The organism is Rhizobium leguminosarum bv. viciae, assembly GCF_012276115.1.
GTDB classification, from domain to species: Bacteria; Pseudomonadota; Alphaproteobacteria; order Rhizobiales; family Rhizobiaceae; genus Rhizobium; species Rhizobium leguminosarum_T.
The window spans coordinates 13,000-25,224 of the sequence record NZ_WIEU01000014.1 but is presented as its reverse complement, the minus strand read 5'-3'; the positions used below and the strand labels follow the sequence as shown (position 1 = coordinate 25,224).

Here is a 12,225-nt window from a genome sequence, read left to right as displayed (position 1 = left end):
TCACGGTGGACAATGAAGCAACAGAACGTCCGAATTTTCGTGGGATTCGATCCCAAGGAAGTGGTCGCCTACCACGTTCTCGTGCAGAGCATCATCGAGAAGTCGTCGATCCCTGTCGAGTTCTCGCCCATTGCGCTTTCCAATCTTGGCGGGATTTTCACCCGTGAGCGCAACGCGCTGCAATCCACGGAGTTCTCTTTCTCGCGTTTCTTGACGCCCTATCTCAGCGGTTACGAGGGCTGGAGCATCTTCATGGATTGCGACATGCTGATGCGTGCCGATATCGCCGAGCTTTGGGCATTGCGCGACGACCGTTACGTCGTCATGTGCGTCAAACACGATTACCAGCCGAAGATCGAGACCAAGTTCCTCGGCCAGACGCAGACCAAGTACGAAAAGAAGAACTGGTCGAGCTTCATCCTCTTCAACAATGACGAATGCCGCGCGCTGACGCCCGACTACGTCAATACGGCGACCGGGCTGCAACTGCATCAGTTCAAATGGCTGGAGAACGAAGACCTCATCGGCGAATTGCCGGTGACGTGGAATTACCTGGTCAATGAATACGACTACCGCGAGGACGCCAAGAACGTTCATTTCACCGATGGCGGGCCGTATTTCGAGGAATACAAGAACGACGATTACGCCGAGGAATGGTTCGCAGCCCGCGAACGCCTGCTTTTCGCCCGACAGCCCGCCTAAACAGCCTGTTCTTTCCCTTTCTTCGTGGGAAGGGAGGCGTCAAAGCCCCAGCGTCGTCAGCATGACGAAGGTGGCGAAGAGGATGAAATGCGTCATGCCCTCGATCGCGTTGGTCTCGCCGTCGTTGAGGTTGATCGCGGTAGTAATCAGCGTGATCGCCACCATCACCGTCTGTACCGGGGTCATCGCCATGAGGAAGGGCTGGCCCGTATAGAGCGCAATCGCCTCCATGACGGGGACCGTCAGGATGACCGTCGACAGCGAGGCGCCCATGGCTATGTTGACAGTCGCCTGCATGCGGTTCCTCAACGCGGCGGCGACCAGAAACCTTTCCTCTTTAAAGCGTGACGCGATCCCCAAGCCTCAGCTCCTGTCCCGATTCATGCGCTCTATCTAAGTCACTGATATCGCATATCAAGCAAGTCCTGATCGAGTGCCATTTGCAGTCTTCGGCGTTTAATGGAATACTGAACGTCATCGGGGCCGGAAAGCAGATCGCGGCGTCCTCGAATTCTCGTCAAGCGGCCGCGATGATCCGGATCTTTTCCGGAAGCGTGCGAACGCGCAACAAGAAGATGAGGAGACGGATGCATGATCAAGGTGGTCTACGAAGTCGTGCCGCACGACGGCGGCTGGGCCTACAGGCTGGGAGGTGTCTATTCAGAGGCATTCCCGACCCATGCCGAGGCGCTCGAAGCTGCGCGCATCGTCGCGGCCGAACAGCAGGTCGGCGGCGATTCCGCCGAGATCAGCTGGCAGGACGAGAACGGCAAGTGGCATGAAGAATATGCCGAGGGCGGCGATCGGCCGGAAACCGAGGTGGTGGACGGCCAGTGGAAGGATCGCACGGCCGAGGCCTCGCAAGGTATCGGAAGCTAACCATCTCCCGCCAATGCCCGCGCGACGATCGCCTCGACGAATTCGCGCTTATGCGCAGTATAGCCGTCGCCGTCCATCCGGAATTCGGCCGCCAGGTTGCGTTTGAGTGCGGCATAATCGGCCGCCGCCAGTGGATGCGCGATGAGATAATCCCGGAAAGCCAGCCTGTTTAGATGCGTGCGGTTGCCGGCCGGGCAAAGGTAGACCCGTTCCGCCGGCACCGAACCTTTCGATAGAAAAGCCCAGACATCGTCGTCATAGCGGTTGCCGCGCGGCTCGTAGCCTTCGGCCAGAAGCACGCGTGTGGCGTTCTCGATATGCCCAAGGCCGGGAAGAACGATGTCGATATCGATAAGCGGCTTGGCCATCATGCCCGGTATGGACGTGCTGCCGATGTGATCGATGGCGAGCGCCTGCGGCAGCACGGCCAGCAGCTTATCGCGGATGCGCTGGAAGGCTTGCAGCCATTGCGGATCATGGGGCACGAGTTCGACCGGGCTGTGCGTTCTCATTTCCAGTTCCGCTGGGATGCTCGTCCGAAAGGACGCGTTAAGGAGGCTCTATCGCTTCGAAATTTGCGCATGATTCTTCCCGAGAATCGATTCTGATTTTTGGGATTATGCGCTTGTCGAATATCGGTGATAGTCCTGAAGCCCCTTGACCAATACGTCAAAGGTTGCGCGGTAGCGCGGCGAAGACTTCAAGTTCTCATGCATCGCCACCCATGTGCCGAGCGGTATGCTGAAAGCATCAGGCAGGATGTGAACAAGGTCGAGATTTTCACGCGCGAGTCCTGTCTGGCAGATGCCGATGCCCACCCCGGCACGGATCGCCGCAAGCTGGGCAAGATTGCTGTCGGTTCTGTAGGAGAATTCGATGCCGGGCACCGCATAGCGTTTCATCACCATGCGGACATAGGCCGTCTGCCGGTCGAAACCGATGAGGCGGTGGTCTGCGAGGTCGGCCAGGGTTTGCGGCATGCCGTACCGTTCGAGATAGCGGCGATGGGCATGAAAGCCGAGGGGGATATCGCCGATGCGGCGCACGACGAGTGCAGCCTGCTGCGGCTCGGCCATGCGCACGGCGATATCGGCCTCGCGGTTGACGAGGTCCTCGATCGCATCGGAAGCCGAGAGCTCGATCAGCAGTTCGGGATAGGTCTCCTGCAGCGGTCCGAGAATCCCCGGCAGCACTTCGACGGCGATGACTTCGCTGGCGCTGACCCTGACCGTTCCCGCCACACGCTCGCGCTGGCCGGACGCCGTTCGCAAAAGGGCGGCGGCGGTTGCGGCCAGCGTTTCGGCATAAGGCTTCAGCGCCAATGCGGCATCGGTCGGCAGCAGCCCGTTCGGCGATCGGGTGAAGAGTTCGGCGCCGATCGCCAGTTCCAGTGCATCGACATGGCGGCCTATGGTCGGCTGGGTCAACCCCAGTTCGCGGGCGGCGGCCGAAAGCGACCCCTGCTGAAGCACGGTCAGGAAACTGCGGTAGAAATCCCAGCTCGGTTCCACACTCATATATTTTTGTATAACAGATGCATTTCTTTCGTCAATTTCGTTTATGTCATTCTAGTGGCATGATCCTCTCATCCGATCGAAGGAGATGATTGTCATGAGCAGCGAAATAAAGATGACGGCCCTCGTTCTTGGCGCGACCGGCGGTATCGGCAGCGCGGTTGCCCGCAAGCTGCTTGCACGCGGCTGGCGCATCCGCGCGCTCAACCGTGACGCCGCCAAGGCGTCGAGGAGTGAGCCGGCTTTCGAATGGGTTCAGGGCGATGCGATGAATGCCGGTGACGTCCTGAGGGCGGCTAAAGGCGTCGGCCTGATCGTCCATGCCGTCAATCCGCCTGGCTACCGCGACTGGGAAAAGCTGGTGCTGCCGATGCTCGACAATACCATCGCCGCTGCCCGCGCTGTCGGCGCGCGCATCGTCCTGCCGGGCAACGTCTATAATTTCGGTCCCGACGCCCTGTCGGCGCCGACGGAAGAAAGCCCGCAGCATCCGGTGACGAAGAAAGGGGCGATCCGCGTCGAAATGGAGAAGCGGCTGAAGGCGGCCTCGCAGTCCGGTGCCGGCGCCATCATCGTCAGGGCAGGGGATTTCTTCGGTCCAGGCACCACGGCCAACAGCTGGTTTTCGTCCGGTCTCGTGACCCCGGGCAAGCCGGTCGGCACGATCAGGAACCCGGGTCGGCGCGGCATCGGTCATCAATGGGCCTACCTGCCAGACATGACGGAAACCATCGCCCGGTTCGTCGAGCGGGCCGATCGGCTGCCGGCCTTTGCCGTCTATCACATGGAGGGCTTCTGGGATGCGGATGGCATGCAGATGGCCGAAGCGATCAAGCGCGTCGTCGGCGGCAAGGCGAAGATTGGTAACTTCCCGTGGTGGATCGTGCCGCTTGCCGCTCCTTTCGTTCCTGTGATGCGGGAGATCAAGGAGATGCGCTATCTCTGGAAGGCGCCGCTGCGGATGAGGAACGACAAGCTTACGGCCGAACTCGGCAAAGAGCCGCAGACACCGATCGACGAGGCGGTCAGGGCTTCGCTCGTGGCGCTCGGCTGCCTGCCCGAACCTTACCGTGAAGCCGCTACTGCCTTTATCGGGCATTCACCTCAGAAAACGGGTTAGCTTTCGAGTTCGGCCAGCGCGATCCGGGCGACCGTCAGGGCCGTTTCTGCCTGCTGAATATTCGGATCACCGAGGAACCAGGCGGCGGAAAGACCGGAATAGGCGGCGATCCATTGCAGTAGCCGCTTCGGCTGCAGCTTCGCCTCCGCTGAGACGATGGCGAGCTGGCGGCGGAAACGGGCGGGATTGGTGATGACAGGCAGTTCTTCGTTGGCGAAGATATTGGCGAAATCGAAGCCGCGCTCGCCATGGAGCCGCTTCGGATCGATCGCCAGCCAGCCGCGTGCCTCGAAATCGAGGATATTGTCGTGGTGGATGTCGCCGTGGAGGATGGTGAGATCACGCTGATCGGCAAGGAGGACGTTGGCGATCGCAGAGCAATCGGCAAGCGTGCCCCCATGTTTGCCTGCTGCCGGCTCCAGATCGCGGAACCAGCGGGTAAGGGGAATGGGGTCGGGAAGCGGTTTTTCGCGCGGCGCATGCAGCCGTGCCGCCGTCCCGCAGAGGATGCGGCTTGCCTCATCGTCTTCGCCGTTCATCGCCATGGCAAGCAGCGAGCGTTTTCCCGTCGCCCTTTCGAGCAGCACGGCATCGCCCTCATGGGCATAGACATAGGCTGCGCCGTCGCCGTCCCACCACTGCATTAGAAGCGCGCCATATCGTTCGTCGATATCGGCCGCCACTTTCAGCATGGCAGGCTTATCCTGCCAGAGGACCGGCAGGAGGCGGCTGGAGTGGGTGATGATGGGCTCGCCGTCTGATATCAGCGACCAGCGATCAAGATAGGGAGCAAACATGGTGGCACCCTACAAAAACCCGTCAAAGATGGAAATCCCGCCTTTCGGCGGGATTCGCGTTCGCGTGTGAAAGGTTCAGGCGACCTTTTCGAGAATGGGATAGTCGATATAGCCCTTGCCGGTGCCGCCATAGAAGGTCGACTGGTCGGGCGTGTTGAGCGGCAGGTTGTGTTCAAGGCGCTCGACGAGATCGGGATTGGCGATGAAGGGCTTGCCGAAGGCGACGAGATCGGCGCGGCCGCTTTCGACGGCGTCGATCGCCAGATCGCGATCGTAGCCATTGTTGACCATCCAGTCGGCCTTGCCGCCGGCCTTTTCATAAGTCTGGCACAGCGCCTTGTAATCGAAGGAGGGATTGTCGCTCTGCTTGTAGTCGCGGTCGCCGCCGGTCTGGCCTTCGATGACATGGATATAGGCGAGCTCGTATTTGGCCAATCCTTCGATGACATGGGTGAAGGTCGCTTGCGGATTGGAATCGTAGCTTTCGCCTGATGGAGTCACCGGCGAGATGCGGATTGCGGTGCGGCCGGCGCCGATTTCCTTGACCACGGCATCGACGACTTCGAAGGTCAGACGGGTGCGGTTTTCGATCGAGCCGCCATATTGGTCGGTACGGTCGTTGATACCGTCGCGGATGAACTGGTCGAGCAGGTAGCCGTTGGCACCGTGGATCTCGACACCGTCGAAGCCGGCGTCGATCGCCGCACGGGCGGCCTTGCGGTAATCCTCGATGATGCCGGGGATTTCTGCGGTTTCGAGCGCGCGCGGCTCGGAGGTGTCGGCAAAGCTGCCGGTGCCGTCGGCATTGACCAGATAGGTCTTGGCCTTGGCGATGCGGTTGGTCGAGGAAACCGGCTTGCCGTCGTTCGGCTGTAGCGTCGTGTGCGAGATGCGGCCGACATGCCACATCTGGACGACGATCTTGCCGCCGGCTGCGTGAACGGCGTCGGTGACGCGCTTCCAGCCGTCGAGAGCCTCTTTGCTGTAGAGGCCCGGCACGTTGGCATAACCCTGGCCCTGATGGGTGATCGCGGTTGCTTCGGTGATGATCAGGCCAGCAGTCGCGCGCTGACGGTAATATTCGACGTTGAGGTCGTTGGGGATTGCGCCCGGCGAGCGGTTACGGGTGAGCGGCGCCATGACGATGCGGTTCTTGACGGATATGTCGCCGACTTTCGTGGGTTCGAAAAGCTTGGCCATGATGGTCCTTTCTTTTGCGGGAGGATCACTCGGCAGGGGCAAGGGCGGCCCGGCCCCTGGCGGAGAGATAGGTGAGCGCCGTCGCGCCGAGGCCGATCAGGGCCATCAGGGCCGCGGCGAGCGGAACGCGGGTGAGATCGAAGCCGGCGTCGATGACCAGGCCGCCGACCCAGGCGCCGAGCGCATTGCCGGTGTTGAAGGCGCCGATATTGATCGTCGAAACCAGGTTCGGGGCGTCCTTGCCGAAGCCGACGACGCCGACCTGAAGCGCCGGCACGGCGGCAAAGCTTGCCATTGCCCAAAGGAAGAGGGTGATTTCAGCCGGGATGAAGAAGCGGCTCGTATAGCTGAAGGCGATCGAAGTGATGGCGATTGCGGCGAAGACGCCTGCAAGCGTTGCGCCGAGCCGCCAGTCGGCAAGCTTGCCGCCGACAAGGTTGCCGATTGTCAGCCCGAGGCCGATCAGGAACAGCGTCCAGGTAACGCCTTCCGGCGACACGCCGGTGACGTCGCGCAGCAGCGGCGCGATATAGGTGAAGAGGGCGAACATCGAGGCGGCGAAGAAGACGGTGGTGGAGAGCGCCAGCCACAGGCGGCCACTCCTGAGTGCTGCGATCTCGCGCAGGATGCTGCCGTTTTCCTGCTGCTTGTCCCTGGGCAGGATGGCGATCAGGCCTGATATGGTGACGATACCGATGACGGTGACGACGCCGAAGGTGGCGCGCCAGCCATAGGCCTGGCCGATCGCAGTGCCGAGCGGCACGCCGAGAACATTGGCAAGTGTCAGGCCGGTAAACATCAGCGCGACGGCGCGGGCCTTGCGATCTTCGGCAACGAGGCCGGCGGCGACCACCGAGCCGATGCCGAAGAATGCGCCGTGGCAAAGAGCTGTCACGACACGGGCGATCATCAGCACCCAGTAGTCGCTCGCCAGAGCGCAAAGCAGGTTGCCGGCGATGAAGAAGGCCATCAGCGCAATCAGGGCGGTGCGGCGCCTCAGCTTCGCAGTCGAAATCGCCATCACAGGGGCGCCGATGGCGACCGCCAGGGCGTAACCGGTCACCAGCCACCCGGCCTGCGGGATGCTGACTGAGAGATCGGCGGCGACCTCCGGCAACAGACCCATGATGACGAATTCGGTGGTGCCTATCGCAAACGAGCTCAAGGCTAGAACGAGGAGGGCGAGGGGCATTCTAAAGGTCCTGCGTCAGTTGCTTGAGGAAGGCGGCGATGGTTTCTTCGTTGCGCTTGTAAAAGATCCACTGGCCGACGCGTTTGGTGGTGACGAGGCCTGCACGATGCAGCGTCCCGAGATGGGCCGAGACCGTCGACTGCGACAGGCCGCAGCGCTCGAACTGGCTGGCGCAGACGCCCATTTCGAAAGGATGCTCCTGCGAGGGGAAATGCTCCTCGGGATTTTTCAGCCAGTTCAAAATGTCCATCCGGGTGGGATGGGCGAGCGCCTTGATAATTTCGTCTTTGTCCATCGTCGTTCGCCGAACTATAAATCGTCTCTGACCGATATATCGATCGTCAGGCTTCGATATGCAAATCACGGAGGCGTGAGGCGATGGATTTTATTGAATGAGCAAATTTTGGGCAAAAAAAGAGGGCCACCGGAAAACCAGGGCCCTTATAATTGTGAAGGTCAAAAAACCTCCAGAGGGGAACAGCTAATGCGGTGGTACTGGGAGAGAAACCACAAGATGCATCAGCTGAGAGGGATATGGTGCTTCCTTGAGCAGGTTTCAATGCTTTTTTGTGCATGTCTGCTATGCGCCGCACAAATTTTTTGCGGTGCGGCATTACGCTGAGGAAGAAAGGCAAAAAAAGAGGGCCACTGGAAAACCAGGGCCCTTATAAGTGTGAAGGTCAAAACCTCCAGAGGGGAACAGCTAATGCGGTGGAACTGGGAGGAAAAGCCACCATGTGCATCAGCTATAAGCGATATGGTGGTTTATTGGGCAAACGGCAACCCTCATTTGTGCATGCCAGTCATGCACGTTCTGCATAGTCGGCAATTCATCAATAAAACCGGGCTCAAAAGTTCCAGTTTCTGGCCTTGCTGACGATAAAATCGCGGAAGGCCTTCAGTTTGGCGGCGTTCTTGATCTCGTCGGGATAGCAGAAATAGGTGTCGAAGGAAGGGACGTCGGCATTGATTGCCAGCTGAATCAAGCCTGGGTCGCGGCCGACGATGTAATCCGGCAGGCAGGCGACTCCGATGCCGAGCAGGGCGGCGCGCTTGATCGAGGTCTGGCTGTTGATCTGCAGATGCGGAATACGCTTGTTGTCGGACGAGCGGCCGGCGACCTCAAGCCAGTTGACATCGAGCAGGTAACTCGGCGCCGGTTCGCCGAAGGTGATGATGCGGTGATTGTCGAGATCCTCGACCTTTTGAGGCTCGCCATGACGGTTGATGTAGGACGGGGCCGCATAGACGTGCATGTGCACGGTGAAGAGCTTGCGCTGGATGAGGTCGGATTGCTGCGGCTGGCGCAGGCGGATCGCGCAGTCGGCATGACGCATGTTCACATCCACTTCCTCATTGTCGAGGATCAGCTGGATCTGCACATCAGGATAGAGCTGCAGGAATTCCTGGATCTTGTCGGTCAGCCAGCCCTGGCCGAGGCCGACCGTCGTCGTGACGCGCAGCTTACCGGATGGCGTCTCGGTCGTCTCGGTGAGCTGCATCTTCACGGTTTCGAGCTTCAGCAGCACGTCATGGGCGGTGCGATAAAGCAGTTCGCCCTGTTCCGTCAGAATCAGGCCACGCGCATGGCGGTGAAACAGCTTCGTGCCGACATCCTGCTCAAGCGCGCTGACCTGGCGGCTGATGGCGGATTGGGACAGATGCAGTTTATCCGCCGCATGCGTGAATGAACCCGCCTCGGCAGCTGCGTGAAAAATACGCAGCTTGTCCCAATCCAATGGCATTCCCCCACCCCTCATGCCGATCTTACTCCGCGGCCACGGCGACGGGCATGTGGCCCGTCAAGTATCGCTCAGCTTCAAGTGCAGCCATGCACCCCAGGCCGGCGGCAGTGATCGCCTGGCGGAACGTATCATCCGTCACGTCGCCCGCGGCATAGACGCCGTCCAGGCTGGTCGCAGTCGAATCCGGCGCGGTCCAGAGATAACCATTGTCCTTCAGCTTCAGCTTGTCCTTGAAGAGCTCGGTTGCCGGCGCATGGCCGATGGCGACGAAGACGCCATCGATCACCATCTCCGTGATCGTGCCGCTGCGGGTGTCGCGCAGGCGCGCACCGGATACGGATTGCGGCATCGGCGGCTTGGCCGGCGTGCCGGTAATCTCAGCCACTTCGGTATTCCACAGAACCTTGACATTGTCCTTGGAGAACAGGCGTTCCTGCAGGATTTTCTCGGCGCGGAAGAAGTCGCGGCGGTGCACGACCGTGACCGACTTGGCGATGTTGGAGAGGTAGAGCGCCTCTTCGACGGCGCTGTTGCCGCCGCCAACCACGATCACATCCTTGTTGCGATAGAAGAAGCCGTCGCAAGTGGCGCAAGCCGAAACGCCGAAGCCCTGGAAATGCTGCTCGCTCTCGATGCCGAGCCACTTGGCCTTGGCGCCGGTGGCAATGATCAGCGTATCGGCGGTCCAGACCTGGCCGCTGTCGGTGCGGGCGACGAAGGGGCGCTGGTTCATGTCGACTTCGGTCACGAGGTCGTTGACGATCTCAGCGCCGACATGTTTTGCCTGCTGCAGCATCTGTTCCATCAACCAGGGACCCTGGATCGGATCGGCAAAGCCCGGATAGTTCTCGACATCGGTGGTGATCATCAGCTGGCCGCCCTGTTCGAGACCGGCGATCAAAACCGGTTTCAACATGGCGCGCGCGGCATAGACCGCGGCAGTATAGCCTGCGGGTCCGGAACCGATGATGAGCACCTTGGTATGGCGGGCGGGCATGTCATTTCCTTTCGACTGGCAGGAGGGCGGCGGCTAGATAGCGATTGCGGCCGTTTCGCGTCCCTGCGCCATTTATGAACGTCCAATGCTTTTATTCAAGGGCAGCCTTGCGTTACCAACAAGGCAAATCGCCCAGATGTGCAAGAATCCGTCATCGGCGTGAAACTTTCTTGCGTATTCCGCGGCTTTATATAGAAGCTCCCCGCGGAGAATTAAAGAAAGGCAATGATGTGGGTCGTGCGGAACTCGACGTCATCGACATAAAGATACTCCGGGAGCTGCAGGCCGATGGCCGCATGACCAATGTGGAGCTTGCCGATCGCGTCGGCATCTCGGCGCCGCCTTGCCTGCGCCGGGTGCGCAAGCTCGAGGAAGCCGGCATCATCGAGGGCTATCACGCGATGCTGAACAGCCCGAAGCTCGGATTCGACCTCGTTGCTTTCTGCATGGTCGGCCTCAAGCATCAGTCGGAAGGCAATCTCAAGGCCTTCGCCGCCGCCACCGCCGAATGGCCGCTGGTGCGCCAGGCCTGGATGGTCTCCGGCGACAGCGATTTCCTGCTGCATTGCGTGGCGGAGAATCTCACCCGCTTTCAGGATTTCGTCATCGAGGTGCTGACGGCGAACGAACATGTCGATACCGTGCGCACCATGCTGACGATCCGGCAGGTGAAGAAGCTGGGACTGGTGGAAGTCTAACACCACCTCGGCAGAGCAAACGTCATCGCCCATTACTTGCGCGATATATAGCCGCCCCGGTTGATGCCGTGGCGCTGGAGTTTGTCGTAGAACGTCTTTCTCGGAATGCCGAGCGCCTCGATGGTGCGGCGGACGTCGCCGTCATTGGCCGACAGCGCGTCGCGAATGATCTCCGCCTCGTAGCGCTCCAGCCGTTCGGGAAGCGTCGCATCCGTCGGCTGCGGAGGGACCGCTGCCGTTCCCCCGCCTTCCACGCCAAGCACCACGCGTTCGGCATAATGCGAGAGCTCGCGGACATTGCCCGGCCATGTGTGCGAGGCGAGATGCCGCCGCACATCCGGTGAAAGCGGCGGGACATCGCGACGGAAGCGCTCCGCGGCGCGAGCGGCGAAGTGGGAAAACAGCAGCGGAATATCGTCGCGGCGTTCTCTCAGCGGCGGAATGGAGATCGTCACGACATTCAGCCTGTAATAGAGATCCTCGCGAAAATCGCCGCGCACCGAGGGATCCCCGAGGTCGATCTTGGCAGCCGCGACGACGCGAAGATCAACCGGACGCACCTCATTGGTGCCAAGCGGCGTGATCTCGCGCATCTCCAGCACCCTCAGCATCTTGACCTGGGTGGCGGCCGGCATGCTTTCGATCTCGTCGAGAAACAGCGTACCGCCGCTTGCATGTTCGATGCGGCCCGTGCGGCGCTTCTGGGCGCCGGTAAAGGCGCCGGCCTCGTGGCCGAACAACTCGCTTTCGATGACGGTTTCGGGCAGGGCGCCACAATTCAGCGCCACGAAATTTCCCTTCCTGCGGTGGCTCCACTGATGCAGGAGCTGGGCAACCACTTCCTTGCCGCTGCCCGTTTCGCCGGCGACGAGCACGTCCACATCGGTATCGGCGATGTGCCGAAGAATGTTTCTGAGGTTTTCCATGACAGGCGTCTGGCCGATCAGCGGCAAATTCTCCTGCGCATCCTCGGCTGCTTTCCGCAGCATGCGGTTTTCCAGAACAAGCCGCCGCTTCTCGCTTGCGCGACGCACGCTCTGGACGAGCCGATCGGCTGCGAAGGGCTTGGCGATGAAATCATAGGCGCCGTCCTGGATCGCCTGAACGGCCATGGGAATATCGCCGTGACCGGTCATCAGGATTACCGGTAGGTCGGCATCGACGCTCTGGAGCGTGGCGAAGAGCTGCAGCCCGTCGATCTCCGGCATGCGGATATCGGTGACGACGGGGCCGGCAAAGTCCGCCGGCAGATCCGCCAGCGCGGCTTTCGCACCGTCATAGGCGGAAACGGAAAATCCGGCGAGTTCGAGCGTCTGGGCGGTGGCGCGGCGCAGATCCTTGTCGTCGTCGATCAGCGCAACAGGGGTCGGCGTTTCCATGA

13 protein-coding genes and 1 pseudogene are annotated in these 12,225 nt (G+C 60.7%); 4 read left to right on the top strand and 10 right to left on the bottom strand.

Features of this window, described 5'->3' with window-relative positions:
• Nucleotides 1-12 precede the first annotated feature (12 nt).
• A complete protein-coding gene (locus GFM02_RS22625; RefSeq protein ID WP_168322868.1) occupies nt 13-702 on the top strand; it encodes a glycosyltransferase in 690 nt (229 codons plus the stop codon).
• Between the two features lie 39 nt (nt 703-741).
• Here GFM02_RS22625 and GFM02_RS22620 read toward each other — a convergent pair.
• Nucleotides 742-1,017 (bottom strand): annotated as a pseudogene (locus GFM02_RS22620) (calcium:proton antiporter); the annotation flags it as partial.
• A 276-nt stretch (nt 1,018-1,293) separates the two neighbouring features.
• On the opposite strand from GFM02_RS22620, the gene GFM02_RS22615 reads away from it, so the two are divergent.
• The gene (locus tag GFM02_RS22615; protein WP_003541669.1) at nt 1,294-1,581 is read left to right on the top strand and encodes a DUF2188 domain-containing protein; all 288 of its coding nucleotides are present in this window, start codon (nt 1,294-1,296) and stop codon (nt 1,579-1,581) included.
• On the opposite strand, the gene GFM02_RS22610 is transcribed toward GFM02_RS22615, so the two are convergent.
• Complete coding sequence (locus GFM02_RS22610) at nt 1,578-2,093, bottom strand: GrpB family protein (protein ID WP_168322867.1); 516 nt, start codon at nt 2,091-2,093, stop codon at nt 1,578-1,580. The two genes, GFM02_RS22615 and GFM02_RS22610, sit on opposite strands and share 4 nt — an antisense overlap.
• 105 nt (nt 2,094-2,198) lie before the next feature.
• A complete protein-coding gene (locus GFM02_RS22605) occupies nt 2,199-3,098 on the bottom strand; it encodes a LysR family transcriptional regulator (RefSeq protein WP_168322866.1) in 900 nt (299 codons plus the stop codon).
• 94 nt (nt 3,099-3,192) lie between these two features.
• Between GFM02_RS22605 and GFM02_RS22600 the strand changes: the two genes are divergently transcribed.
• Nucleotides 3,193-4,215: an NAD(P)H-binding protein gene (locus GFM02_RS22600; RefSeq protein ID WP_168322865.1), complete on the top strand. Its 1,023-nt coding sequence runs from the start codon at nt 3,193-3,195 to the stop codon at nt 4,213-4,215.
• Here the strand turns inward: GFM02_RS22600 and GFM02_RS22595 are convergent.
• The 6 genes from GFM02_RS22595 to trxB all read right to left on the bottom strand — a co-directional run bounded on the left by GFM02_RS22595 (nt 4,212) and on the right by trxB (nt 10,146).
• On the bottom strand, nt 4,212-5,012 hold the full coding sequence (locus tag GFM02_RS22595) for an aminoglycoside phosphotransferase family protein (protein ID WP_168322864.1): 801 nt from the start codon (nt 5,010-5,012) through the stop codon (nt 4,212-4,214). The two genes, GFM02_RS22600 and GFM02_RS22595, sit on opposite strands and share 4 nt — an antisense overlap.
• Before the next feature lie 75 nt (nt 5,013-5,087).
• Nucleotides 5,088-6,212: an alkene reductase gene (locus tag GFM02_RS22590; protein WP_168270741.1), complete on the bottom strand. Its 1,125-nt coding sequence runs from the start codon at nt 6,210-6,212 to the stop codon at nt 5,088-5,090.
• A gap of 25 nt (nt 6,213-6,237) precedes the next feature.
• Complete coding sequence (locus GFM02_RS22585) at nt 6,238-7,404, bottom strand: MFS transporter (protein ID WP_168270742.1); 1,167 nt, start codon at nt 7,402-7,404, stop codon at nt 6,238-6,240.
• Nucleotide 7,405: 1 nt separating this feature from the next.
• Entirely contained in the window at nt 7,406-7,699 is a 294-nt protein-coding gene (locus GFM02_RS22580; protein WP_011652911.1) for an ArsR/SmtB family transcription factor, read from the bottom strand.
• A 553-nt stretch (nt 7,700-8,252) separates the two neighbouring features.
• Nucleotides 8,253-9,149 (bottom strand): LysR family transcriptional regulator VtlR, encoded by an 897-nt coding sequence (locus GFM02_RS22575; RefSeq protein WP_018446649.1) that lies wholly within the window; start codon nt 9,147-9,149, stop codon nt 8,253-8,255.
• Between the two features lie 22 nt (nt 9,150-9,171).
• Nucleotides 9,172-10,146, bottom strand: a complete 975-nt coding sequence (gene trxB, locus GFM02_RS22570; protein ID WP_168306030.1) for a thioredoxin-disulfide reductase — start codon at nt 10,144-10,146, stop codon at nt 9,172-9,174.
• A 230-nt stretch (nt 10,147-10,376) separates the two neighbouring features.
• Between trxB and GFM02_RS22565 the strand changes: the two genes are divergently transcribed.
• Nucleotides 10,377-10,844, top strand: a complete 468-nt coding sequence (locus tag GFM02_RS22565) for an Lrp/AsnC family transcriptional regulator (protein ID WP_003541645.1) — start codon at nt 10,377-10,379, stop codon at nt 10,842-10,844.
• A gap of 32 nt (nt 10,845-10,876) precedes the next feature.
• On the opposite strand, the gene GFM02_RS22560 is transcribed toward GFM02_RS22565, so the two are convergent.
• Complete coding sequence (locus tag GFM02_RS22560) at nt 10,877-12,223, bottom strand: sigma-54-dependent transcriptional regulator (RefSeq protein WP_168322863.1); 1,347 nt, start codon at nt 12,221-12,223, stop codon at nt 10,877-10,879.
• Nucleotides 12,224-12,225: the final 2 nt, after the last annotated feature.